This is a genomic window from Endozoicomonas sp. ALB032 (assembly GCF_049310125.1).
In the GTDB taxonomy this organism is placed as follows: Bacteria; Pseudomonadota; Gammaproteobacteria; order Pseudomonadales; family Endozoicomonadaceae; genus Endozoicomonas_A.
Genome location: NZ_JBLYNW010000001.1, coordinates 4,475,011 through 4,498,206, shown reverse-complemented (window position 1 = coordinate 4,498,206; position 23,196 = coordinate 4,475,011). Strand labels below are relative to the sequence as shown.

The 23,196-nt window shown below is 49.1% G+C and carries 23 protein-coding genes; 6 read left to right on the top strand and 17 right to left on the bottom strand.

What is annotated here, in order from left to right; genetic code table 11:
- Positions 1-287: 287 nt before the first annotated feature.
- Positions 288-1,070 carry a TatD family hydrolase gene (locus tag ACO6VG_RS16790; protein WP_422474792.1) on the bottom strand — a complete coding sequence of 261 codons (783 nt, stop codon included), beginning with the start codon at positions 1,068-1,070 and terminating at the stop codon, positions 288-290.
- 83 nt (positions 1,071-1,153) lie between these two features.
- Complete coding sequence (locus ACO6VG_RS16785) at positions 1,154-1,498, bottom strand: PilZ domain-containing protein (RefSeq protein ID WP_422137097.1); 345 nt, start codon at positions 1,496-1,498, stop codon at positions 1,154-1,156.
- A 448-nt stretch (positions 1,499-1,946) separates the two neighbouring features.
- Between ACO6VG_RS16785 and ACO6VG_RS16780 the strand changes: the two genes are divergently transcribed.
- Positions 1,947-3,701, top strand: coding sequence for a hypothetical protein (locus ACO6VG_RS16780; RefSeq protein ID WP_422474790.1), 1,755 nt, complete (start codon positions 1,947-1,949; stop codon positions 3,699-3,701).
- Positions 3,702-3,842: 141 nt separating this feature from the next.
- Here the strand turns inward: ACO6VG_RS16780 and ACO6VG_RS16775 are convergent, their stop codons facing one another.
- The 8 genes from ACO6VG_RS16775 to fabD form a co-directional block, all read right to left on the bottom strand.
- Positions 3,843-4,832 carry a DNA polymerase III subunit delta' gene (locus tag ACO6VG_RS16775; RefSeq protein ID WP_422133358.1) on the bottom strand — a complete coding sequence of 330 codons (990 nt, stop codon included), beginning with the start codon at positions 4,830-4,832 and terminating at the stop codon, positions 3,843-3,845.
- Positions 4,832-5,473, bottom strand: a complete 642-nt coding sequence (gene tmk / locus ACO6VG_RS16770) for a dTMP kinase (RefSeq protein WP_422137728.1) — start codon at positions 5,471-5,473, stop codon at positions 4,832-4,834. Before tmk ends, ACO6VG_RS16775 begins: the two co-directional genes overlap by 1 nt.
- Positions 5,473-6,519, bottom strand: a complete 1,047-nt coding sequence (mltG, locus tag ACO6VG_RS16765) for an endolytic transglycosylase MltG (RefSeq protein ID WP_422133356.1) — start codon at positions 6,517-6,519, stop codon at positions 5,473-5,475. Before mltG ends, tmk begins: the two co-directional genes overlap by 1 nt.
- Complete coding sequence (gene pabC, locus ACO6VG_RS16760; RefSeq protein ID WP_422133355.1) at positions 6,512-7,345, bottom strand: aminodeoxychorismate lyase; 834 nt, start codon at positions 7,343-7,345, stop codon at positions 6,512-6,514. The genes mltG and pabC overlap by 8 nt, the downstream gene beginning before the upstream one ends.
- 5 nt (positions 7,346-7,350) lie before the next feature.
- Complete coding sequence (gene fabF / locus ACO6VG_RS16755) at positions 7,351-8,604, bottom strand: beta-ketoacyl-ACP synthase II (protein ID WP_422474788.1); 1,254 nt, start codon at positions 8,602-8,604, stop codon at positions 7,351-7,353.
- 421 nt (positions 8,605-9,025) lie between these two features.
- Complete coding sequence (acpP, locus tag ACO6VG_RS16750) at positions 9,026-9,259, bottom strand: acyl carrier protein (protein WP_034842413.1); 234 nt, start codon at positions 9,257-9,259, stop codon at positions 9,026-9,028.
- A gap of 182 nt (positions 9,260-9,441) precedes the next feature.
- Positions 9,442-10,188, bottom strand: coding sequence for a 3-oxoacyl-ACP reductase FabG (gene fabG / locus ACO6VG_RS16745; RefSeq protein WP_422133353.1), 747 nt, complete (start codon positions 10,186-10,188; stop codon positions 9,442-9,444).
- 171 nt (positions 10,189-10,359) lie between these two features.
- The gene (fabD, locus tag ACO6VG_RS16740) at positions 10,360-11,292 is read right to left on the bottom strand and encodes an ACP S-malonyltransferase (protein ID WP_422133352.1); all 933 of its coding nucleotides are present in this window, start codon (positions 11,290-11,292) and stop codon (positions 10,360-10,362) included.
- A gap of 422 nt (positions 11,293-11,714) precedes the next feature.
- Between fabD and ACO6VG_RS16735 the strand changes: the two genes are divergently transcribed.
- Complete coding sequence (locus ACO6VG_RS16735; RefSeq protein ID WP_422133351.1) at positions 11,715-12,560, top strand: MIP/aquaporin family protein; 846 nt, start codon at positions 11,715-11,717, stop codon at positions 12,558-12,560.
- Positions 12,561-12,636: 76 nt separating this feature from the next.
- On the opposite strand, the gene plsX is transcribed toward ACO6VG_RS16735, so the two are convergent.
- From plsX to ACO6VG_RS16720, 3 genes are all read right to left on the bottom strand, one after another.
- A complete protein-coding gene (gene plsX, locus ACO6VG_RS16730; RefSeq protein WP_422137726.1) occupies positions 12,637-13,683 on the bottom strand; it encodes a phosphate acyltransferase PlsX in 1,047 nt (348 codons plus the stop codon).
- 69 nt (positions 13,684-13,752) lie between these two features.
- A complete protein-coding gene (rpmF, locus tag ACO6VG_RS16725; RefSeq protein WP_422133349.1) occupies positions 13,753-13,932 on the bottom strand; it encodes a 50S ribosomal protein L32 in 180 nt (59 codons plus the stop codon).
- Positions 13,933-13,935: 3 nt separating this feature from the next.
- Complete coding sequence (locus ACO6VG_RS16720) at positions 13,936-14,499, bottom strand: YceD family protein (protein ID WP_422133348.1); 564 nt, start codon at positions 14,497-14,499, stop codon at positions 13,936-13,938.
- Between the two features lie 253 nt (positions 14,500-14,752).
- Between ACO6VG_RS16720 and ACO6VG_RS16715 the strand changes: the two genes are divergently transcribed.
- Together ACO6VG_RS16715 and ccoM are read left to right on the top strand one after the other, a co-directional pair.
- Positions 14,753-15,337: a Maf family protein gene (locus tag ACO6VG_RS16715; RefSeq protein WP_422133347.1), complete on the top strand. Its 585-nt coding sequence runs from the start codon at positions 14,753-14,755 to the stop codon at positions 15,335-15,337.
- A gap of 99 nt (positions 15,338-15,436) precedes the next feature.
- Complete coding sequence (gene ccoM, locus ACO6VG_RS16710) at positions 15,437-15,553, top strand: cytochrome c oxidase subunit CcoM (protein WP_422133346.1); 117 nt, start codon at positions 15,437-15,439, stop codon at positions 15,551-15,553.
- A 16-nt stretch (positions 15,554-15,569) separates the two neighbouring features.
- Here the strand turns inward: ccoM and ACO6VG_RS16705 are convergent, their stop codons facing one another.
- Positions 15,570-16,496 (bottom strand): LysR family transcriptional regulator, encoded by a 927-nt coding sequence (locus tag ACO6VG_RS16705; RefSeq protein ID WP_422410472.1) that lies wholly within the window; start codon positions 16,494-16,496, stop codon positions 15,570-15,572.
- A 506-nt stretch (positions 16,497-17,002) separates the two neighbouring features.
- Here ACO6VG_RS16705 and ACO6VG_RS16700 point away from each other — a divergent pair.
- Complete coding sequence (locus tag ACO6VG_RS16700) at positions 17,003-18,037, top strand: porin (RefSeq protein WP_422474786.1); 1,035 nt, start codon at positions 17,003-17,005, stop codon at positions 18,035-18,037.
- A 178-nt stretch (positions 18,038-18,215) separates the two neighbouring features.
- On the opposite strand, the gene ACO6VG_RS16695 is transcribed toward ACO6VG_RS16700, so the two are convergent.
- A complete protein-coding gene (locus ACO6VG_RS16695) occupies positions 18,216-18,437 on the bottom strand; it encodes a hypothetical protein (protein WP_422474784.1) in 222 nt (73 codons plus the stop codon).
- A gap of 474 nt (positions 18,438-18,911) precedes the next feature.
- On the opposite strand from ACO6VG_RS16695, the gene ACO6VG_RS16690 reads away from it, so the two are divergent.
- A complete protein-coding gene (locus ACO6VG_RS16690) occupies positions 18,912-21,104 on the top strand; it encodes a WD40 repeat domain-containing protein (protein ID WP_422413830.1) in 2,193 nt (730 codons plus the stop codon).
- A 313-nt stretch (positions 21,105-21,417) separates the two neighbouring features.
- On the opposite strand, the gene ACO6VG_RS16685 is transcribed toward ACO6VG_RS16690, so the two are convergent.
- Positions 21,418-22,404 carry a S49 family peptidase gene (locus tag ACO6VG_RS16685; RefSeq protein ID WP_422133341.1) on the bottom strand — a complete coding sequence of 329 codons (987 nt, stop codon included), beginning with the start codon at positions 22,402-22,404 and terminating at the stop codon, positions 21,418-21,420.
- An 82-nt stretch (positions 22,405-22,486) separates the two neighbouring features.
- Positions 22,487-23,149, bottom strand: coding sequence for an HAD family hydrolase (locus ACO6VG_RS16680; RefSeq protein WP_422133340.1), 663 nt, complete (start codon positions 23,147-23,149; stop codon positions 22,487-22,489).
- Positions 23,150-23,196: the final 47 nt, after the last annotated feature.

The following is a 23,196-nucleotide window of genomic DNA, read 5'->3' as shown; positions in this document are numbered from 1 at the left end:
GCATAAGTCCGAAAGGCTTCTGTCTGAGACTCAAGTAAAATCGCACATCAATTCATCGTTATGTGGCCGCAGCGGCTCACCATTGAAAAAAATGGTTGCGCAATTATAAAGACAGTCTTCTGGATATGCCATAGGCGAATGATCGTGGAATCCCTTAATGTAGAAAGAAGTCACCATTATCTTGATAGTGGAGATCGACTCAGTGAATATCCACTCATTAATCGTTACCGACAATCTGGAGAGTCGGCTAATTGATTGGATGCCTGCATTTACAACCAACCCTCTCTTCAGTCAGAAGCCGCTTTGGGGAACAACCGGAAAAAATTTTCAGAAGTGACCTCAGCCAGCTTTTCTGGTGAGATACCTTTTAACTCTGCCACACATTTTGCAACATCAGGCAGATAACGAGGCTCATTGGGCTTGCCTCGATGAGGAACGGGTGCCAGGTAAGGGGAGTCGGTTTCAATCAGCAGCCGATCCAGAGGCACCTTCTTGACGACCTCTCTTAATTCAGTCGCATTCCTGAAGGTTACGATGCCGGAAATAGAGATGAAGTAGTTCAGCTCCATTGCCTCTTTCGCCATCTCCCAGCTCTCTGTAAAGCAGTGCAGCACTCCTGCTTTTTCCAGATCGCCATGCTGGCGTATCAACTTAAGGGTATCCTCTCTTGCGTCTCTGGTATGGACAATCATTGGAAGTTGTGACTGCTGAGCTGCCTGCAAATGAATTCTGAACCGTTCCTGCTGCTTTTCTTTATTGTCAGCCGAGTAATAATAATCAAGACCACTCTCACCCAGTGCAATCACTTTTGGGTGTGCCGCATAATGCAACAGGGTTTGCAGATCCGGCTCGGCGGCCTCTTTTTCGAGAGGGTGTATTCCAACCGAGGCATACACATCCTGATATTTGTCAGCCAGACCAACCACAGCATCTGCATGCTCAAGATCAATCCCCACGCAAAGTATTCTTTCAACCCCCGCCTGCCTTGCCGCATTGAGCGCTGCTTCCAGATCACCGTCGTAGCTGTCGAGCTTGAGACGGTCGAGATGGCAATGTGAATCAATCAACATATTCAGTCGTAAAAAATCCAATACTGTTCAGATAATGAATGAAGTCAAAACCTCAGGCAACGAGACTGCCTCAGGCCAGAGCTTTACATGGTACTGGTTTCGCGATCGGACTTGAGCGCCCCCGCCAAATACATTTCTATTTTAGTTCTGACCGTGTCTGTTGCGTCAGTAAACTGAACACCTATCCCGGCCATTCGGGCAGAGCCCTGGGGTGTGATCCAGACCACTTTGCCGGGAACAGGTAATTTATCCGCTTCATCCATCAGAGTCAGACGAATAAAAACCTCATCTCCCAGTGAGTAACGCTTTGAAGTCGGAATAAATAACCCACCACCCGTTATAAAAGGCATATAGGATGAATAGAGAGAAGAGGAGTCTTTGATCGTCAATGACAAAATGCCTGACATACCACCCTTTGCACGGTTCATCATTCTTCTCCTGTTATTGTGATTCTTCTTTTTCCCATAGCCCAGACTGAATTTGAGCTTATCTTTCAGTCAGTGTAACCCGTCCATCGATGAGTTGACAGAGACTATTTTCACAAGAAAAACTCAGATTTGTGCGCACAAAAAGATCTGGTCGACACTTCCTGTCGCACCGTCAGTGATGACTTGGGAGCTTTCAGGAGCATTGCCGATGCAGGACATCATCACTGCATCGTGAGGGTGATGGTCATGAGTCGATAATGACTCTCTGTCTGATAGTCTATCCTGCTATCTGGCATCGAATTCGTTATGGACTGAACGCATTCATCTCTGAACAACTGTTTGGACGGAAAAGCACCTGGCTGGCATTGCGGAAAGTTCTTTGACTGTAATTTTCATGTTCGGTGATTGAAGCCTGAACGGGATAGTGTATGACGGATACCAGAGTGATATGAAAAAAACATATTACGCACTTGCTGTTTGCAAATTTCTTTCGTCCTGTTTTATGGTGCAACTGGCAACGATTCAGCTGGCAGTGGCCGTCAATAGCATCTCCGGGCAGATGTCATTAAGTTCGCTTTTGCCTCTTATGGCCACTGTTTACCGGACTATTCCCGAAACAAAACACCATTTGCCTGACCTGAATACGCCACCACAGCCTGCTCAGCATGTCGGAAGTAGCTCATGTCCTTTTGATAAAAAACTTTCTGTCGTTTCTCCACAATACGCTCAGATAAAATTACCAGTCACTCTGGCTGCAGGCAGTGGTTTTGATAGCTCTGATAACAATGACCTTGACGCAGTCGAAAACCCGTTAACCTGTCTCCTTCGTAGCCCCTTGCCTCTGTCAATCCGTTATGTTGAATCCGGTATTCCGGTTTTATTTCAGGATGAAATCTGGCTAAGGCTTGATCAGGAAGAATCGCTGATTCTTGCACCTTCTGAGTTTGCTGCTGCGGCGAGAGTCAGCGATATTGCCGGGGAAAACTGGCCGCAATTCATTGCGGCTGAATCTGTTCAGAGTGACACCGGCAGTGTCAGATCTGTCTTCAGATGGGCTAATAAACTGACACTGGACTCATTATTCGATGACCCGCTATTAAGATTTCTCGCATTCACTCACGGCACCGCTTTTTATATTCAGGACAGTAATGGGCAACCGTCATACATCATCCAGGACAACGGCAAGCTGATATTTATCAGCAGGATTGAGGCCTGCTTGCGGTTCAGTCAGTTCAGCCAGAACTTTCTTGAGTCATTGTATCCGGAGATTTTCGGCCCATCGCTGCCAGCGGGTGGTGGTTGGCATGAATGGAACCGCTGCATTCGCAAGAAGCCTTTCCATCCTGATCATTCAGAACGCCCCTCGGAACCCGACACAGCCTCTAACGAAAGGGATGGCAGGCAAATACGGATCAACCCACAGAAAAATACGGCTGCTGGCGGTGGTCTGTCCTCTGGAGACGGTCGTATGTTCTCCGGAGACGGTCGTCTGTTACAAGTGGAGTACGCTGGAGAGGCTGTCGGTCTTGGTCTCTGCGTGGTCGGAGTAAAGTCTGCCGATACCGTCGTCCTGGCTGTGAGAAAGAAGTCGTTGCAGCTGCTGGAGAGCCACACTATCGGTAAAATCGTCAGGCTTGATGAGCACGCTTACCTGGCCTTCGCTGGTCTGTCTGCTGACGCCCGTATTCTGATCCGGAAGGCTCAGCTGGAGTGCCAGAGCTACCGTTTGTCCTACGAGGACGCTATGGATATCAACTGCATAGCCCGTCATATTGCTGAAATCCAGCAGAAAGCTACTCACTCTGCAGGTTGTCGCCCTTTCGGTGTTGCCTGTGTCATTGGTGGCTTCAACATGGATGGTACCCCTCAGCTCTGGCAGACTGAGCCCGCCGGTGTCTGCGCCAGCTGGAAGGCCTGCTCTGTCGGACAGAAGAGTAAGGCTGTGTTGGAGCTTTTGGAGAAAGAATACAGGGATGACATGAGCCGCGATGAAACGATTAAATTCGCCCTGAAGGGCCTGCTGGAGGTTGCCGACTCTGGTGCTCGCAACGTTGAGCTGTTAGTCCTTGAACGTGATCACTCCTCCAGGTGGTTGGATGACACCGAGCTTGAGCAGCTGGTGACTACTCTGAACAAGGAGCGTGAAGAGGAGGCCGCCAAGAAGAAGCGCCCCCGTGATGAGCAAAAATCAGCAGCGAACTGATTACCCGGATGCGACGATGCGTTTTTATTTTCCTGCCGCCACTTTTTGGGAGGACGTAAGGTTAAGAGGGCGTTTGTAGGGCTCTAATCCTGCACTTGCAGTCTGTCTGATGAAAAACGGACATTGTTCATTCGACATCATTTACAACACCCACTCAAGACAGCGACAGAAGACACCTTCCATTAACATCTGCGGGTTAAGATTCCCCCCTTCGAGTAGTGACTGTCTTTGCGACATCAACCACTCCCTCTCCTGCAGAAGTGCTTTGGCATCGCTTTTTCGAGCCAGATACTCGAGCATTTTCAACTGGTCGCGATTTCGAAGGTCTGAAGGGTCGCCGTTTAAACCCAGCTTAACGGCATCATCGAGCCAACCAATGATCCAGCTGATCGTAAGAGTCAAATCTGCTGACTGCCAGTTTTTTGCCAATTCAACAGGGGTTAGCTTTCCCTTGAAAAGTCCTTTTATGCCATCAGCCAGGGCTTCTCTTTTTTCAAGGAGTCCCTGATCGGCAAATCGTTTGGCCTCCAAAGGCGAGTTAGCGGTGAGATCCAACAATTGCGATACCAGACTTGAGTCTTCCAGCTGCAAAGCTAACCATTGCTCCGCTTCTGATCTTTTGGGAGTCGCAAAGTTTAATTGCTGGCAACGACTGCGTATGGTGGGCAACATATCGCCGGAGCGAGCACTGACCAGCAGGAAAATGGTATCTTCTCCCGGCTCTTCGAGACACTTGAGCAGCGCGTTGGCCGCATTGACATTCATCGCCTCTGCCGGACTCAGGATAATCACCCTGCGCCCCCCCTGCTGAGCTGTTTTATGGGCAAACTCGTTCAATTTTCGAATACTGTCAATCCGGATAGGTCGACCGGGATCATCAGGCTCCAGCACTGTAAAATCAGGATGCGTGCCGGCCTTCAGTAGCTCACACTCCTTGCAGTGACCACAAGCCCCTGTCGCCTGAGGATTCATACACAACAGATAAGCCGCTAATGCTTTGGCAAACTGGAGTTTTCCGGTACCTGGCAGACCTCTTAACAAATAGGCATGGGCCAGGTTGTCCGACTGCTGACAGTGAACCATCTGCTCCCACTGAGCGTTTTGCCAGGGAAAAATACTCCAGTCTTTCATTATCGACCTCCCAGTCTTCTCTCAAGCACTTCCAGCAACTGTTGTTGAACACTTTCAAGAGACTGTCCGGCAGCAATCACTTCAAACCGCCCCGGAGACTGCTTTGCCCTTTCCAGATAGGCATTACGAACCCGAATAAAAAAGTCCATTTTTTCTTGCTCAATCCGATCCAGCCTACCGCCTCGTCCTTTGGCTCTGGCCATACCTGTTTCAGGATCAACATCCAGCAGAATGGTCATGTCCGGACGCAGGGAGCCCTGCACCAGGTTCTCCAACATCTCAACCGGTTGGGTATTCAGACCACGACCGCTCCCCTGATAGGCATAGGTGGCATCGGTAAAGCGATCACAGAGTACGATTTTTCCCGCTTCCAGCCCGGGCAAAATATTATGAAACATATTTTGCGAGCGAGCGGCAAACATCATCAGCAATTCAGTCATATCAGACAAGGGTTCGCCATGATGCCCCAGCAACAGCGAGCGAAGCTCTTCAGCTACCAGGGTACCGCCCGGCTCACGGGTTTCAGTAAATGCCAGCTGATGCTCAGTCATCCAGCTCTTGATAAAATCAACCGCCGTCGTTTTACCCGCACCTTCGCCACCTTCAATCGTCAGGAAAAAACCGGAGGGAGCATTAGCCATTATTGAGTCTCCACAGTCGATCGGTAATCCTCTCGACGCTGTTCGATCTGATACTTTCTGACAGCACGATTATGCTCTGCCAGAGTTTTCGAAAAATAGTGGGTACCGTCACCCTTGGCGACAAAATAGAGTGTTTTGCCATCTTTCGGATGCAAAGCAGCATGAATCGCTTCCCGACCGGCCATGGCAATAGGCGACGGAGGTAATCCTTTTATCAAATAAGTGTTGTATGGAGTGGCTCTGCGAAGCATTTGACGACTAATGTTTCCTTTATAGCTATCACCCAGGCCATAAATCACGGTGGGATCAGTTTGCAGCCTCATACCTTTTTGCAAACGCCTGACAAAAACACCTGCTATTTCACCTCGCTCATAAACGACACCCGTCTCTTTTTCCACCAAAGAAGCCATAATCAGTGCCTCGTAAGGATTTTTGTAAGGGAGTCCTTCGGCACGTTTTCCCCATTCTTCGCCGAGTACTGAATCCATCCGGTTATATGCTCGCCTGAGTATGGATTCAACAGAAGCACCGGACTGGAAGAAATAAGTATCAGGAAAAAACAGACCTTCCGGGTTCAATTCTATTGCCAGACTTTTGTAAAGTGATTGCAACGCCTTGTCGTCCATAGGTGAGGATAGTTTTTCGTGTTGATTCAAGGCAGTCACGACCTCTTCCAGCGTATGACCTTCAACCAGTGTCACGTTGTAGTAGCGCACCTGGCCAGAAGTAAAAATCTTCAGCAACTCCCTGTGACTAATGCCAGCCGGAATCAGATAATCCCCGGCGTGAATCCCGGCGGCAGCCTTCTCTATTCGAGCCAGCAGTACAAAGATTTTCGGGTGTTGAAGCCAGCCCAACTCAGCCAGACTGTCTGCTACAGCAGTCATGGACTCGCCCTGAGAAATAGTAAACTCCAGGTTATCATTACCGTCGGGCGCCATCACAGGTTGATCACCGTACCAACCCAACGCCTCCCAAAACACGACGGCTGTCAGCAACCCTGCAAGACAGAGACCTACCACAACAAACAACAACTTCTTAAGCATTCAAAACTTCCTGAACCTTGTCTCTGAATGTCCGGGTCACACTGCCTACTGACCAGTGTAAATGTCCGCAGGCGATCACCGGCCAGACTCCATTAACGCTGTTACAAACGAATACTTCATCGGCCTTTGCAAGATCTTGCAGGCGATAATCCCCCACCTCTGCTTGAAAACCCCATTGACAGGCCTGCTCCAGAATCAGATCCCTGCAAACCCCTTTGACACCTGATTTGTCGAGAGCGGGCGTCCTCAAGGTTTTACCCGATACCAGGAATAAATTGCTCATGGTTCCTTCTATAAGCCTGTCGTCCATACCCAGCAATAAACCTTCCAGGCATTCGGTACCCTGCCATTCAGAGCGAGCCATGACGTTCTCAAGACGATTAAGGTGTTTAATTCCTGCAAAGACATTATCACCGAGCCTGATTTTACATTGATGCAATCTGACACCTGTGATGGCGGGGTCGTCAGGATAGACCGGAAATGGATGAAAGGAGAGAATCCGACTGGGACGGTCACAACCCTCCGGGTTGTACCCACGACCGCCAGAACCACGGGTCACTATCGCTTTGAGCACTCCTTCCTTCAGATTCTGCTTTTGCAGAAAGTCTCTGACTTCATTTTTAAACGCTTCCAGATCAAAAGGAATACCCAGCACAGCAATACCGTAACAGAGCCTTTTACAATGAAGATCAAAAAGAGTGGGGACCCCGGCCTGAACCCGGATGGTCTCAAAAAGACCATCTCCATAAGCCAGACCTCTGTCGCTGACCAATACTTCAGAAGCTGGCTCTCCATTGACCCAGCTGACAGGATGATGATTATCCAAAGTTTTTAACCCAGTTTCGAGAAAGCCAGAGTCACATTAGTACCCCCGAACCCAAAGGAGTTGGTGAGCACATGCTCCATCTCAATGGATCTGGCTTTTCCGGGCACATAATCCAGATCACAACCTTCACCCGGATTTTCCAGATTAATCGTGGGAGGTGCCATATTATCCTGCAGCGATTTCACTGCAAACACGGCCTCCAACGAACCGGCCGCCCCCAGCAAATGACCGGTCATGGATTTGGTGGAGCTGACGGCAACCTGCCTGGCAGCCTGACCAAAAACAGTGTGCACTGCCCTGGTTTCAGCGATATCACCGGCAGGCGTGGAGGTACCATGGGCATTAATATAGGCCACCTGTTCTGCCTTGAGGCCGGCATCATCCAATGCTGATTGCATGGCCCTGGCGGCTCCACGACCATCTTCAGGTGGTGATGTCATGTGGTAAGCATCACCACTCATTCCTACGCCACTGAGCTCAGCATAAATAGTGGCTCCACGTCGTACAGCATGTTCGTATTCTTCCAACACCACAACACCAGCACCATCACCCAGCACAAAGCCATCGCGATCCTTATCCCATGGGCGGCTGGCCGCTTCAGGCTGGTCATTCCTGGTAGACAGGGCTCTGGCCGCCGCAAAACCAGCCATCCCCAGTGCTGAAGAGGCTTTCTCAGCACCACCGGAGACCATAATGTCAGCATCACCGTAGGCAATGGTTCTGGCAGCCAGAGCAAGGGCATGACTACCCGTTGCACAGGCAGTGGAGGTGGAAATATTAGGTCCTTGCAAGTTGTAGTGCATGGACAACCAGCCCGCCGCCATATTGATAATAGCCGCTGGTATGAAGAAGGGAGATATACGACGAGGGCCAGACTTCTGAAGCGTATCATAGCTCTGTTCAATAGAAGTGATACCACCAATACCGGAACCAATGACAACACCATAGCGACCAACATTATCGCCTTTCAGCAAATCACTGCCATCAAGCCCTGCATCTTTCATCGCTTCAACAGAAGCCGCCAGTGCGTACTGAATAAAGACATCCATTTTTCGGGCATCTTTAGGGTTGAAGTGATCACCTGCTCGAAAGCCTTTTACTGTACCACAGATACTGACGCTGAATTTCTCAGTATCCAGATGATCGATGGTATGAATACCACTGCGACCAGCCAACACTGACTGCCAGCTCTGATCAACACCCAGACCTACCGGAGATAAAGCTCCAAGCCCTGTTACCACTACCCTTCTGTGCGACAAAACAATTCACTCCTGCATCAGATCTTCTGACTTTCTTTTTTTATACCCGGGCATTGGGGGCGCTGACAATTAATCATCGAGCTCAGCCCTTTCATGAGTCATAAACCAGTTAAGGCCACAGGTTTACAAAAAATCATGCTAAATGATTATGTAAAAATGATGACATTATCTTTGTGTGAGTAGCTTATACCAATCGTGCTTTCTAACTCCCGTGATAAGCACGGAGATTTTTGCCTCAAGACAAGGCTACGATCGTCAACGCAGGATTAAGGCTCAAATCTTCAGCGCAATAGGGAGTTAGAAAGTTCGATTGGCATTATATCCCAGTCAGGTTACTCACTGTAAAAACACAAAAGCCGCACGCATTTTATTGCGTACGGCTTTTTCAGGACACATTTACTCGCATGCAACCCGGACAGAATCAGGAATGAGCGACAACGTAATCAATGGCTTCCTGAACCGTAGTGATCTTTTCAGCTTCCTCGTCCGGAATCTCAGTTTCAAACTCTTCTTCCAGAGCCATTACCAGCTCAACAGTGTCCAGAGAGTCCGCGCCGAGGTCCTCTACGAATGACGCACTGTTGGTGACTTCCTCTGCTTTTACGCCAAGCTGTTCGCAAACGATCTTTTTGACGCGCTCTTCAATGGTACTCATACCTGGTTGTGCTCCTATGGATATTCGGGTGCAGTAGGGCGATTCAAAGCCACCCTGTCTGCGGTCAATTACTATATATAAACGCTTGCGGTAATTTCAAGGACAGGCCTGTTATATTACCGAAAATTTCATCTTTATCGGAGGGGTTTTTGACACGAGTCAAGTGCAAATAACACCAAACACTAGCCCATGTACATCCCACCATTCACGTGAATGGTTTCTCCGGTAATGTAACCGGCTGCGTCACTGGCCAGAAAAGCCACCACACCGGAAATTTCCTCGGGCTGCCCAAGGCGAGCCATAGGCACCTGGGACTGCAAAAAGGTTCTTTGCTCTTCCGGCAACTCACGGGTCATATCGGTATCAATAAAGCCCGGAGCTACTGTATTCACGGAGATCTGGCGAGAGCCAATTTCTCTGGCCAGAGAGCGACTGAAGCCTTCTATTCCGGCCTTGGCCGCCGCATAGTTGGATTGCCCCTGATTGCCCATGGAACCTACCACGGAACTGATGTTGATGATACGACCCCAACGGGCTTTGGTCATGCCTCTCAATACCGCCTTACTCATTCTGTATATGGAGCTCAGGTTAGTATTGACGACATCGTCCCACTCATCATCCTTCATTCTCATCAGGATATTGTCACGAGTAATGCCAGCATTATTAACCAGAATTTGCGGGGCACCAAATTCGGATGTCACTGCTTTTACCACTTCAGTACAGCTTCCAGTCTCAGAGACATTCAAGACCATACCGCAGCCCTTTATTCCCTCAGCCTGCAGCATTTCAGTGATTCTTGCAGCACCCGGGCCGGAAGTAGCGGTACCTACCACTACAGCCCCCTGCTGGCCCAAATCAAGGGCAATGGCCTTGCCAATTCCGCGACTGGCGCCGGTAACCAGAGCCACCTTGCCTTCAAGGTTCGACATAGTTATATCCTGTTGTTCTAGTGCGAAACTACTTCTTCCAAGCGCCTAAAATAAGCACGTTTTTTTCGCTTATAGCTATCAGTCACAGAAGTGCGTACCAGTCAGCCCTGCAGACTTGAATGTAATGCAAGTCCGACAAACTGCCAGATACCGCATACCTGAAAATGACAATCAAGAATGACCTGGCAAATCATCGAAAGAGGATGCCGATTCAAGAGTCAGTACAGGTGACCTGCGCAGAATCCGCTTGTTAAGCCCAGCAAGCACCTTGCCTGCACCACACTCAACAAACCGAGCCACTCCCGCTCCATTCAGATACTGAATCGTCTCCACCCAACGAACAGGACTATAGAGCTGCCTGACCAGGTTTTCACGCATTTTATCCGGCTCTGAACAAGGCTCTGCAGTGACATTCTGAATCACAGCGATTGAAGGTTGGCTCAACTCAACAAGCTCCAGCTCAACAGCCAGCTTCTGTGCCGCTGGCTTCATCAGTGCGCAGTGAGAGGGCACGCTCACTGGCAAAGGCATTGCCTTTCTGGCACCCACCTCCTTAGCCAGATCAACTGCACGGGCCACTGCTTCTTTTTCACCGGCAATAACCACCTGGCCCGGAGAATTAAAGTTAACCGCTTCGACCACACTTCCCCGGGCAGCATTCTGACAGAGTGAAATCACCTGCTGATCTTCAAGTCCGAGGATGGCAGCCATGGCGCCCGTACCGGTCGGAACGGCCTCTTGCATAAAGAGACCACGCTGACGAACAACCCGAACGGCATCGGCAAACTTCATTACCCCCGAACAGACCAGTGCCGAGTACTCCCCCAGACTGTGACCCGCCATAAAGACAGGCTGCTCACCGCCCTTCTCAAGCCAGAGACGCCACAAAGCTACACTGGCAGTGAGCAGTGCTGGCTGGGTATTCTCCGTTTTGTTGAGTTCCTCTGCAGGCCCCTCACTGATCAGCCTCAGCACATCAAACCCGAGCACTCCAGCAGCCTCAGTGAATGTTTGCACGACAACAGGATCGTCGATATGGTCAGCAAGCATGCCCACCGACTGGGATCCCTGCCCCGGAAAAACAAATGCAAGTAAATCCGTCATTGCTTTGGGTCTAATCCTGATATAGCCAACCTTTGAAAGAAGCACGCCCTTCCCGGCGATTCAGTTCTTCCTGAAAATCCTGACAATTATAGAAAAAGTCGAACCTCAGGTTGGTAAATTTATGTTTACTTCTGAAACAGCCATGCACGCTATGAAATTAATCCATGACTTTTAAGCTCAATGTCTATGTTTGCCGATAGCCTGCAACAAAGCGGACGAGCAGAGACCAGTTGCGAGAAACAAGCCTGTGAACTACCTTTTTTCCTGCCCCTTGCAGACCTGCCGAGACACCCGGGAGAAGCGATAACACCCCGGAGGAACTCACCACCAGGATCATAACATTCTGTAAATTGCTTCAGAAACAGTTTATCTCCCCGCCTGCGCACCGGATGACCAGACTTCAAATCAGGAGAATGACTCAAATGAACTATCTAAAAGGCTTTGCCGGAGAATTTATAGGCACGTTTATCCTTGTGTTATTTGGCTGCGGCTCAGTGGCCGTCACGGTGCTATTTTCTGCCCATGCCGGACTCTTTCAGGTGGCCATGGTCTGGGGACTGGCAGTGATGCTGGCGATTTACGCCACCCGACGTCTTTCCTGCGCGCATCTCAATCCGGCAGTGAGTATTGCTATGGTGATCAGTCGTCGGATGCCTTTGACCTTACTACCCTGCTATCTGATTGCCCAGTTTGCCGGAGCATTTGCGGCAGCCGCCCTGCTTTACCAGCTTTTCTCCAGCTCAATCGTGCAGTATGAATTAGCCCATGACATTGTCCGTGGTTCCGAGTCATCCATAGCCAGTGCAATGATATTCGGTGACTACTACCCCAACCCGATGGCCGGAGAAACAGCCTCTGTTTCCACTACCAATGCTTTTTTTGCTGAGTGTACAGGCACATTCACTCTGGTATTTATGATTCTCGCCCTTACCGAAACCTGCAACACAGGGCGGCCGGATCAGGCTCTGGCCCCGCTATTTATCGGTTTAACCGTTGCCGCCATTATCTCAATTATTGCGCCACTGACCCAGGCAGGACTCAACCCGGCCAGAGATTTATCCCCTCGTCTGTTAGCCTCAATGTCCGGCTGGGCGAGCGCGGCGTTTCCCGATAACCATTATGGCTTTTTGACGGTGTATGTTTTGGGCCCAATTACCGGAGGAATCATGGCCGCTTTGTGTTTCACGGGGATTATTGAACCACTGATGAACAAAGCACCAGCTGAAGAACATGGCAAAAGCAACAAAGCAGCAGCCCCTGACAAATAACAATCCTCTGACTGTGTCTGCCAGCAGCTCCGGGAGGCTGAGCAAGCGAAAAGGGTAGCCAGACAAACAGGCTCTCTCAGAGCAACCGCTCTTCAACCTCTCGGGCAATCCTTGCCGGAACATCATTTTGTGCTTCTTTTACTGCCTGAAGAATCGCTCGATAGAAACCCTCTTCATCGGCCCCACCGTGACTTTTGATGACAACCCCCTGCAAACCGAGCAAACTGGCACCGTTATGCAACACCGGGTCAACCTTGCGATTAAATTCCTTCAGCAGGGGTGATATTAAAAAATAAAGACATCGGTTTAACAGAGAGCGCTGAAAAATAGCCCTCAGGCCATCACGCACCAGGTTCGCAACTCCCTCTCCGGTTTTAAGGGCAACATTACCGACAAAACCATCACAGACAATCACGTCAGCCCGGCCACTGAAAATATCATGCCCTTCAACAAAACCGATATAATCCAGCCCCTGCTGTACCTCAAGCTTTTCCAGCAGCAGATGATGAGCCAGCCTGACCTGCTCGTTCCCCTTCATTTCCTCAGAACCAATATTCAGCAAAGCTACTTTCGGAGACTCCACACCATAAACTGACGAGGCTAACTGAGCCCCCATAATGGCAAACTGGTAGAGATGCATCGAAGTGCAGTCAACATTTGCGCCCATATCCATTAGCAGAGCACTGCCATTAGAGGTAGGCACACTGGCCGCTATTGCCGGACGATCAATACCAGCAAAGGTTTTAAGCACATAACGCCCCATAGCCATCAGCGCTCCGGTATTGCCTGCACTTACACAGGCTTGCGCCTCCCCTTTTGAGACTGTCTCAAGCACCTTCCACATAGAGGAATCTTTTTTTCCACGAAGTGCCAGCGAAGGCCTGTCATGCATGGCTACCGTTTTATTGGCATGAATCAGGGTATAACGTGACTGATCAGAAAATTCGATATCGGAAATATAATCTTCCATGAGCTGTCGATCGCCGACAAGCAGAAGATGGAGAGAAGAATAATGCTTGAGCGACCTGACAGCCGCCTGGATACGAGAACGGGGACTATCGTCCCCGCTCATTACATCAAGCGCAACCGTTATTGTTCTATCTTCGTTTGCACCTGATGTCATTTTATCTCATGCCTTTGAAAGACAGCGAAACAGTCACTGTATCACTCCTTTGGGCAAACAGCCTGAGGCTTAATCTTCGCTGCTTTCAACCACTTTCTTGCCACGGTAGAAACCTTCAGCAGAAACATGGTGACGACGATGAGTTTCGCCGGAAGCTGCTTCTACAGACAGCTGAGCAGAAGTCAGACTGTCGTGGGAACGGCGCATATTACGCTTGGAACGGGTTTTACGGTTTTGCTGAACAGCCATGTGTCAACTCTCCTGGGTCGTAGTATCTTTTTTCAATTTGGCCAGAACGCTGAAAGGGTTACTGCTCCTGCGTTCTTTATCTGCCTCAATGGCAGCAGCCTGAGCCTCTTCTTCAGACTCAGTGGTGTAATATTGCTGAGCTGAACAGTCTTCAGGCGGATGATAGGCCACCAGCGGAAGTGCCAGAATCAGCTCTTCCTCGAGAATAGGCAATAATTCTACCGGCTCATCACCGTACATTAGCGGTTCAAAGTCTTCCGGCAGGGCTTTGGCCTGCTCGTCGGTCAGTACCCCCATCAAATGGAGATCAGCTCGCACCGATAGCTTGGCCACATCCAGACAGCGCTGGCAGATCATGCTCAGTTCCGCCTCAACATGCCCCTCCAGCACAACCCGGTTGTTTTCGCTCAATGAAAAGCGAAGGTCAACCTGGACTTCGCCTCTGTCATCAACCAGACTGCTTACCAGCCGGTCGAATTGACTCAGCGCCAGCGAACCTTGAAACTGCCTGCCTTGACGCGCGAATTTACGCGGATCAAAGGTTTTGGGTAATTGTCCGATAGCCATGAGCTCACGGGTTGGTTGTCATAAGCGCGCAATAATAGGGGCAAGAAAAGTCTCTGTCAAAGGGTTTAACCGCTTTAGACTGTTTAAGGCTCAGACATGGGGCCAGCAGACTCCAGAGCAACAAAAACAATAGGTAATTTCCGCCTCTGACACGTCTTATTCTGGCCTTCCGGGTAGTTATCCCTTAACGTTTGGAATGACTGCCAAAAACCTCTATCAATGAAAGCTTTTCCAACCTGAACAACCAAAATTTATGAAAATCATTCTGGCTTCCAGCTCTCCCTATCGAAAATCCTTATTGGCAAGGCTTGACCTCGCGTTTGAATGTCACTCACCTGATATTGATGAAACACCCGTTGCAGGCGAATCCGCAGAAATGCTGACCCAACGACTTGCCAGGAAAAAAGCCGATACGCTCAAAGCTCACTATCCCGAGCATCTGATTATCGCTTCAGACCAGGCAGCACAACTCAACAATATCACTCTTGGAAAGCCCGGAACCGAACAGCAAGCCATAGAGCAACTGCTGAAGTGCAACGGCCAGTCAGTGACCTTCTACACCAGCCTTTGCCTACTCAACACCCAAACTGACCGATATCAGCTTGCTGTAGTGCCTTACACCGTTCATTTCAGAACCCTGAAAAGGGTCGAAGTTGAGAACTATATAAAGAAGGAAAAACCACTGGATTGCGCAGGCAGCTTTAAGTGTGAGGGACTGGGCATCAGCCTTTTTTCCAGAATGGAGGGGAATGACCCAAACAGCCTGATTGGCTTACCCCTGATTCAACTAAACCACATGCTGATCAACGAAGGCATCAATCCTCTGCTTAGTCATTAGTTAAGAATTTAACAATCAAGAAAAAAGTTGACCCGGATCAATACCCTGCGCCATTCCCCGCTCTATCCTGTGGAAAACAAAAACTCAGGAGAATCAATTATGTATATGGACACGGTCGTGGTCGCAGGATTATTGGTGGTTGCAGCCACACTTATTTTTGGTTGTGCGGTAGCGGGCTTCATTATCAACGACAACCGTAAAAACCGGGGCAAATAAGCCCTGGTTCACCAGCTCAAAGTCTTTCGACCGGTTTGAAAAATTCCTGGAATTTACTTAACAGAAAGCTTCTCATCCACTGATGCGCCTGGTTAAACTGCCAATGCTCTGGCCACACCAGTTCAAATGTCAGGGGTGGAGAATCTGACAAAATAGGAAGGAGGACATAATCCTCAAACAGGTCCATTGCCAGGTACTCTACATTGGTGACAATGGTAAATGCGTCATTGGATCGAATCGCCTTCAAGGCAGCTTCGAGGCTTGGCAGCTTCAGCCAGGGGTTCTGTAAAAAGGCATACTGTTCACGCAATCCATTAATATACGGACTGGCGGCAATCACCGCCTGGGTTACAACAAAAGGATACTGGTCCATCTCGGTCAGATCGAGTGTGTCCCGACCACTCATCGGATGCCCCTTGCGCATCAGAACATTAAACGACGCTGAGGCAATCACTTCTTTGCAGAGATTCTCAGTGGTATCAGGAAAAGCAACAATGGCCCCGAGATCTAACTCGCCCGACTCCATTGAGTAAATTGTTTCCTCATTCGGCAGCGACACCGAACTGCTGATACCAGGCGCAACCTGCTTAAGCTCAATCAAAGCCTGAATGAGAAAATTATCAAGAACAACCGAACTTGTCCCTATCCGGAAATGATGTTCACTGGTTGCAGGGTCAAAGCTCTGATTCTCAAACAGGGTCTCAGAGTCTGCCATCAGTTTTGAAACCAGCGGCTGAATCTGACGCGCTTTTTCGGAAAGAAAAATATGATTGCCTTCCCTGACCAGAATGGGGTCATTCAAGGCTTCTCGCAGCTGTGACAAAGTCCTGCTCATAGTGGATTGGGTCACATGCATCTGATCTGCTGCGCGGGTTACACTTCCGGTATCCAGAATTGCCTGTAAAGCGGGCAGCAAACTCATTTTCAGCCGATTACTGGCCATGAGCACAACTCTCTCTGTTAGACATTGAAATGCCCATATCGCAAAAAAGGTTGCCTGGCAGCCTGACGGACGACTCATTCGATGCACTGAAACAAACTGTTTTTACGCTCTATGAAAGCACTTTGTTTTAGCCTCTTTTAATAAAGAGGAGAAGACAAAACCCTTTCAGCAACCCTATTATGCCGGAAACACTTTAAAGACAATAAACCCTGAAAACAAAAAAGCCGGCATCAATGACTCTGGGTTGATGCCGGCAAATACACACAACACATGAACCGGAGTAGACGATTCATGACAATTAGATTACCCACCCCAACTCCTCTCAGCCAGTGAAAGAAATCACTCAGCCCATTGAACTCACCAATAAGTAATTTACACACTAAGCGGCCAACTAGCACATTCGCGATTTCGATATAACCATTGATGCTTTCAACGTGACCCGTTAGTACAACTACATAACAATCTTGGCTCAACATTAAACACACAATCAGTTGGGATACGTAACCATGCACAAAAAGATTCTGGCCGCAGCAGTAGCCACCGCAGTGGCAGGTCCAGCAATGGCAGTAAACGTTTTTGACGACGGCACAAGCAGCCTGAGTATTGGTGGCCGTGTTGGTGTTGTTGCCAAAAATAATGATGGCGAAAACACCCTGAATAACGACAGCGCTCGTATTAATTTTAAATTCGCGCACAAGTTTGACAGTGGATGGACCGGCCAGGGTGTTGCAGAGTGGGGCTTCCGCGCTCAAGATGAATACGAAAATGGTGAGAAGAAAGACACCTTCTTTAACCGTCTGGGCTATGTTGGCCTGAGCCATGAAGAAATGGGTGCATTCGCTGCCGGTAAAAACTGGAGCGTAACTTATGACGTTTCCGGCTGGACAGACATGTATGCCATCGGTGGTGGTAGCGCTCTGGGTATCTATGACGGTCGCAACGGCGGCGACTTAGACGGTACTGCCCGAGCCGATGATGTTATCCAGTACCGTAACAGCTTCGGCGGTCTGAACATCGGTCTTCAATACCAAATGGAAGATCACTCGGTATCAGGTGCTCAGCGTGATTATGGTTATGGCATCTCTGCCAGCTATGATCTGGCCATGGGCCTCTCTCTGGGTGCCACTTACTCTGAAACCAAGTATATAGACAAGGAAAAGTCCAAGTCCGCCACTGCCGGTCTGAAATTTGAAAACGAAAGACTGTACCTGGCTGCCATGTACGGCGAGCTGACAAATAAAACTCAACTCGGCGACGAGCTGAACGCCAAGTCCAAAGGTATTGAACTTTACGGTCGACTGGCTATGAACAATGTTCTGCAGGGTTTCTCTCTGGAAGCAGGTTATAATGAGCTGAAAGACGACAGTTCAGCAAACGATGACCAGTTTAAGAATACTCTGAAAGAAACCATGATTGGCGCCATTTATGAAACTGGCCCAATGCAGTTTGCCGTTGAATACGCCATCGATGACAGCAAAAATGATGCTGGCAAGAAAGAGGGTGACAACACCCTGTCTCTGCAGGCGCGTTACTACTTCTAATTGCCCATCAGACACAGCATGAAAAAGGCCAGCAAATCGCTGGCTTTTTTTTACAGAAATCCATTTCAGCCTTAATTTCTCAAGCACTCAATGACAAAGACACATTCTGACCTTTAAACATCAGCTTGACATCCTCCCCGCCGTGAAGAGGGTGTCGCAAAACTTCAACAGCTCGTTCTCACGCTCTGAAGTCGTCATTCCCGCGAAGGTGGGAATCCAGCGCCAACGATGGATCTCTGCCTTCTCGGGGATGACAAGGCCAGGGGGACACCGGGCAGTATGGTTCTGGTGGAGAGTCAGTGTGGATTCCCGCCTTCGCGGGAATGACGAGAATGAAGCCGGGAATGACGAGAATGAAGCCGGGAATGACGAGAATGAAGCCGACAATGAAGGGAGTCAACGCGTTCCCACGCCGGAGAGAGTTTTGCGACACCCTCTGAACGACGGGGATTCCTACAGCTAGACGGTCATGCCCGACCGCAGTGTATACCTTACCCAATAGCGGCATACACCTTATTCGACAATCTGCTCTACCTTTCGGATTGTTAACAAACACGGGCAGAAAGCGGAAGGTATTTTACTTTTCCTGTCAGGTAGCGTAATCGCTAAAAACACCTAACGGATAGTAAAGTAGCACAAGGGGCTTGCTCTGCAAGCCGAGCTTTCATCCCCGTCCTCAAAGTAAGGGGTTTTACGCTCATTCGATAAGAATCATTAATCAATACTCATTCTTAATGGCAAATCAGCATACCACCCACTTCGCATGTGGTTCTATTTTTTGAACTATTGTCCCAAAAAAGACTCTAATCTATTAAATCAACTCCGAATATCATTCTTGATTGCAGGAAAATATCTATCCAGGGAGGGTGCAAGTATGACTCGCATAAATGATAATTACGGCATTGTTGGCCTGTCAGAACCAAAGCAATCTCAGTCAGAGACAACGACCAGAGTCAGTTCGGGGAAGCATGTAACGGCACCTGATAAGCCACAACATTCATTGGCAAATTTGCCCCCCTTGGCACAATCGGAAATTTTTAAATTTCTGGATCTCCGATCTGTTAGCAGCTTAGAAAGGGCATCTCGCCTTTTTCAGGGTGCTACCAAACAAGGCGATACTCTGGCAAAGAATTGGTATGGCCGGTTTCCCTCTTCACACCAGGCTCAATTAAAGACAATACTCAGTAACAAAGATGACAAGCAGCTCACTGAATGGTTGCAGCGCTTTACCGATGATGAGGCGTTAATCGATTCAGTCATGAAACGCCGGGAGAGTGTTTATTTTCCTGCTCTGTTCTTTTTCACTGTCAGTAAAGTGATGTCTCAATGTAAAACATTTAAATTAGAGACAACCAGCATTTCCCATAACAGCAGCATCAACTCAGCGTCCTTAAGCGCCGATGGCCGCCATATGATAACCGTTGGTGACGATCATAGGGTGAAAATCTATGCTCTGGGAGAGGATGGAACACTGGAAGAAAAACTCACCATTTCCCATAGTGGCCGTATCAAATCAGCCAGATTCAGCGACGATGGCAGCAAGGTCGTGACCATCAGCGACGATCACAGTGTGAAAATCCTTGGCCAGGAGGTCGATGGATCATGGCAAGAAAAAACCACCATTCACCATACTGGCAATATCAGGTCAGCTGAGCTCAGCCCCGATGGAAGCCATCTGGTGACCGCCAGTGACGATCACACGGCGAAAATCTATGGCCAGAACGTCGATGGATCATGGGAAGAAAAAACCACCATTTACCATACTGATAAGGTCAACTCAGCCACCTTCAGCGCCGACAACCAACATGTCGTAACCACCAGTGACGATCATACGGTGAAAATCCACAGCCATAAAGCTGGGGGATCATGGGTAGAAAAAACCACCATTTCCAATAATGGTTTGGACAAACCAACTATCTTTAGTTCCGATGGCTGTCGTGTAGTGACCTTCAGTAGCGATAACACGGCGAAAATCTATCAGAAACTCAATGGATTATGGGTCAAAGAAGATACCATTTTGCATAATGCTCCCATGAAGTCAGCCAGCTTTACTGACGATGGTCGCCATTTGATAATCCTCAGTGGCGATAACAGGTTGAGAATGTATACCCGGGGGGCCAGTGGATCATGGATAGAAGAAGACACCGTCGCCGTGACTGGTTGGAGCCGCTCAACGCTCTATAGCGAGCAAGGCCTCTATGTAATTGATATCAAGGACAATGGCACTGCGACAATCCTTGGCCGGAACGGCGATGGATCATGGGTAGAAAAAACCACCATTTCTAATAAAGGTCCTGTCAACTCAGCCAGCTTCAGCATCAAGGGCCACCACCTGGTGACCATCAGTAACGACTACAGAGCGAAAATCTACGACTGGGGTATCGATGGATCATGGAAAGCAAAAACCATCGTTTCCCATAATGATAAGATCAACTCAGCCACCTTCAGCGCCGATGGTCGTCATCTGGCAACCGCCAGTGACGATCACACAGCAAAAATTTATGGCAGGGAGACCGATGGATCATGGGTAGAAAAAGCCACTATTTTCCATAAAGACAAGGTCAGATCAGCCACCTTCAGCGCTGATGGTTGTCACTTAGTGACCATCTGTGACGATCACACGGCCAAAGTCTATGACAAGATGGCCGACGGATCATGGGTAGAAAGAGTCACCATTACCCATGAGGGTCGAATCAGTTCAGCCGCTTTCAGCGCCAATGGCCGCCATCTGGTGACCACCAGTGACGATCGCACGGCGAAAATTTATGAGCTGGGGGCCGATGAATCATGGACAGAAAAAGTCACCATTTCCCATAATGACAAGGTCATATCAGCCAACATCAGCGCTGATGGGAACCATGTGGTAACGGCCAGTGACGATCACACAGCAATAGTCTATGGCAAGATGGCCGACGGATCATGGGTAAAAAAAGCCACCATTTCCCATGAGGGGCCAATCACATCAGCCACCTTCAGCGCCGATCAACGCCATGTGGTGACCACCAGTAAGGACAAAACAGTACGAGTCACTAAATTGCTGAGGAGTGTGGGCAAGCAGCCTAATTGATTCAATCCTGTAGACATGGGTGACGACTGGATTCAGGGTGAGTGGAACTTCAAAGAGAGACTGAAAAACGACCAGAAGACAGAGGTTCCGTTGTACGCTGGAAAAGCTGATCTCAACTGGATCTGCAACAAACAAGGCCAGCAAATCGCTGGCCTTTCCAGGTTTAATTATACCAATCGAACTTTCTAATTCCCTATTGCACTGAAGATTTGAGCCTTAATCCTGCGTTGGCGATCGTCGCCTTGCTTTAAGGCTCAAATATCCATGCTCATCCCGGGAGTTAGAAAGCACGATGGGTCTTACTCAAAAAACATCACTGCAACGATAAGGAGTTCAACCCAAGCACCTTAACCGCAGTCGAAGCAACCCCGGCACCAAAATCTCTCGCAAAACGCTCGAAAGGAGTCAAACGCAGAGAAAAGTCGACAATTTCTTCTTCACCAATTACTTCGCGTGCTACATAACCGGCACTACCCAGACCATCCAGCAAACCCAGTTTTATTGCCTGTTCTCCTGTCCAGACCATGCCGGAAAAGATATCTTTATTATCAGACAGACGATCACCACGCCCCTGTTTTACGACATTAATAAATTGATTGTGGATCGTATCCAGAGACTGCTGCCAGCGCTGAGTCGCTTCAAAGTCCTCGGGCTGAAAGGGGTCATTGAAGGCTTTGAACTCACCTGCCGTATAGTTACGGCGGGTCACGCCCAGCTTTTTCATAGCCTCGACAAAGCCAAAACCGGAAGAAATCACTCCAATGGAACCGACCAGACTGGCTTTATCTGCATAAATCTTATCTGCCGCCGCCGCCACGTAGTAGCCACCAGAAGCACCGATATCCATGACTACTGCGTAGAGGGGAGTCTTAGGATACAAGCCTCTCAGCCGCCTGATCTCGTCATAGATATAGCCAGACTGAACCGGGCTGCCACCGGGGCTGTTAATACGAAGAATAACCCCCTTGGTACCTTTATCTTCAAAGGCTGCACGCAGCCCGGTAACCACAGAGTCGGCATTGACATCATCGGTTCCGATAACACCGTCCAACTCTACAAGGGCAGTATGGGATGCACTGGCTGGAGCACCAGAAAGATCTACATGCATGGCGTTGTAGAAAACACCAACGGATACAAACAACCAGATAAAAGTCAGAAGCTTGAAGAAAATCCCCCAGCGACGTGCACGACGCTGCTCTTTCAAAGCACCCTGGGCCAGGTTCTCAACCAGCTTCCAGGCACGCCCTTCTTTATCACCTGACTGTTCATAGTCATCACTCTCATTCCATGAACTACTCACTCAACTCACTCCCGCTATTTTCAACAAACTTCTCTGTCCCTTATTCGAACGGAGCACAAAAAAAGTTCTTTTTCTATGACTGTCAGTGTTTGCCCAGCCAATCAATCAAATCATCAAAAGAGTCCACCGTATACACCGGATCATACTCTTTCAGCTTGCTTTCATCCTGAGCGCCATAAGTGACTGCCACACTATCCATACCAGCATTGGCAGCCATGGCCATATCAAACCCGGAATCTCCAACCATAAGCGCCTGATCTGCAGTTACACCGAACTCAGCAAGCAACTGTTCAAGCATCATCGGATGAGGTTTGGAATGGGCATCATCGGCTGTCCGACTGGCCTCGAAGAATGACTGGTAACCGTTAGCGGTCATTGAGCGCTCCAGGCCCGCTCTTTTTTTACCCGTAGCCACCGCCATTTTGATCCTCGTACCTTTCAGATGCTCCAACCCCCGGGTAACCCCGGGGAAAGGACGGGATGGCTTCTGCTCCAGCTTAAGATGAAAGAACCGGTACGCTTCACGATAAGCGGCGACCTGCCCGTCATCCAGCTCAGGATAGAGTCTTGCAACCGCCTCCCCCAGGCTCAGTCCAATTATGCTTTTATAAGTCTCATTTGAAAGAACAGGCAACACCATGTTCTCTGCCGCCCTGACCAGGGCGGTTACGATATTGGGCACAGAATCAATTAAGGTTCCATCCCAGTCAAATACAACCAGTGAATACTCTTTTCTTTCCTTCATACCTGATCAATCTTCTACTGCTTGTCCAGATGTCTGTAACACAAAAA

What these genes read in the sequence shown, in the direction of transcription:
- tmk (WP_422137728.1), bottom strand. Translation starts at nt 5,473, where the DNA reads ATGGCTAATGCTCCCTCCGGTTTTTTCCTGACGATTGAAGGTGGCGAA.
- ACO6VG_RS16705 (WP_422410472.1), bottom strand. Translation starts at nt 16,496, where the DNA reads ATGGCCAGTAATCGGCTGAAAATGAGTTTGCTGCCCGCTTTACAGGCA.
- ACO6VG_RS16720 (WP_422133348.1), bottom strand. Translation starts at nt 14,499, where the DNA reads ATGGCTATCGGACAATTACCCAAAACCTTTGATCCGCGTAAATTCGCG.
- ACO6VG_RS16735 (WP_422133351.1), top strand. Translation starts at nt 11,715, where the DNA reads ATGAACTATCTAAAAGGCTTTGCCGGAGAATTTATAGGCACGTTTATC.
- plsX (WP_422137726.1), bottom strand. Translation starts at nt 13,683, where the DNA reads ATGACATCAGGTGCAAACGAAGATAGAACAATAACGGTTGCGCTTGAT.
- rpmF (WP_422133349.1), bottom strand. Translation starts at nt 13,932, where the DNA reads ATGGCTGTTCAGCAAAACCGTAAAACCCGTTCCAAGCGTAATATGCGC.
- acpP (WP_034842413.1), bottom strand. Translation starts at nt 9,259, where the DNA reads ATGAGTACCATTGAAGAGCGCGTCAAAAAGATCGTTTGCGAACAGCTT.
- ACO6VG_RS16775 (WP_422133358.1), bottom strand. Translation starts at nt 4,832, where the DNA reads ATGAAAGACTGGAGTATTTTTCCCTGGCAAAACGCTCAGTGGGAGCAG.
- ACO6VG_RS16680 (WP_422133340.1), bottom strand. Translation starts at nt 23,149, where the DNA reads ATGAAGGAAAGAAAAGAGTATTCACTGGTTGTATTTGACTGGGATGGA.
- ACO6VG_RS16790 (WP_422474792.1), bottom strand. Translation starts at nt 1,070, where the DNA reads ATGTTGATTGATTCACATTGCCATCTCGACCGTCTCAAGCTCGACAGC.
- mltG (WP_422133356.1), bottom strand. Translation starts at nt 6,519, where the DNA reads ATGCTTAAGAAGTTGTTGTTTGTTGTGGTAGGTCTCTGTCTTGCAGGG.
- ACO6VG_RS16785 (WP_422137097.1), bottom strand. Translation starts at nt 1,498, where the DNA reads ATGAACCGTGCAAAGGGTGGTATGTCAGGCATTTTGTCATTGACGATC.
- ccoM (WP_422133346.1), top strand. Translation starts at nt 15,437, where the DNA reads ATGTATATGGACACGGTCGTGGTCGCAGGATTATTGGTGGTTGCAGCC.
- ACO6VG_RS16700 (WP_422474786.1), top strand. Translation starts at nt 17,003, where the DNA reads ATGCACAAAAAGATTCTGGCCGCAGCAGTAGCCACCGCAGTGGCAGGT.
- fabD (WP_422133352.1), bottom strand. Translation starts at nt 11,292, where the DNA reads ATGACGGATTTACTTGCATTTGTTTTTCCGGGGCAGGGATCCCAGTCG.
- ACO6VG_RS16780 (WP_422474790.1), top strand. Translation starts at nt 1,947, where the DNA reads ATGAAAAAAACATATTACGCACTTGCTGTTTGCAAATTTCTTTCGTCC.
- fabG (WP_422133353.1), bottom strand. Translation starts at nt 10,188, where the DNA reads ATGTCGAACCTTGAAGGCAAGGTGGCTCTGGTTACCGGCGCCAGTCGC.
- ACO6VG_RS16715 (WP_422133347.1), top strand. Translation starts at nt 14,753, where the DNA reads ATGAAAATCATTCTGGCTTCCAGCTCTCCCTATCGAAAATCCTTATTG.
- ACO6VG_RS16690 (WP_422413830.1), top strand. Translation starts at nt 18,912, where the DNA reads ATGACTCGCATAAATGATAATTACGGCATTGTTGGCCTGTCAGAACCA.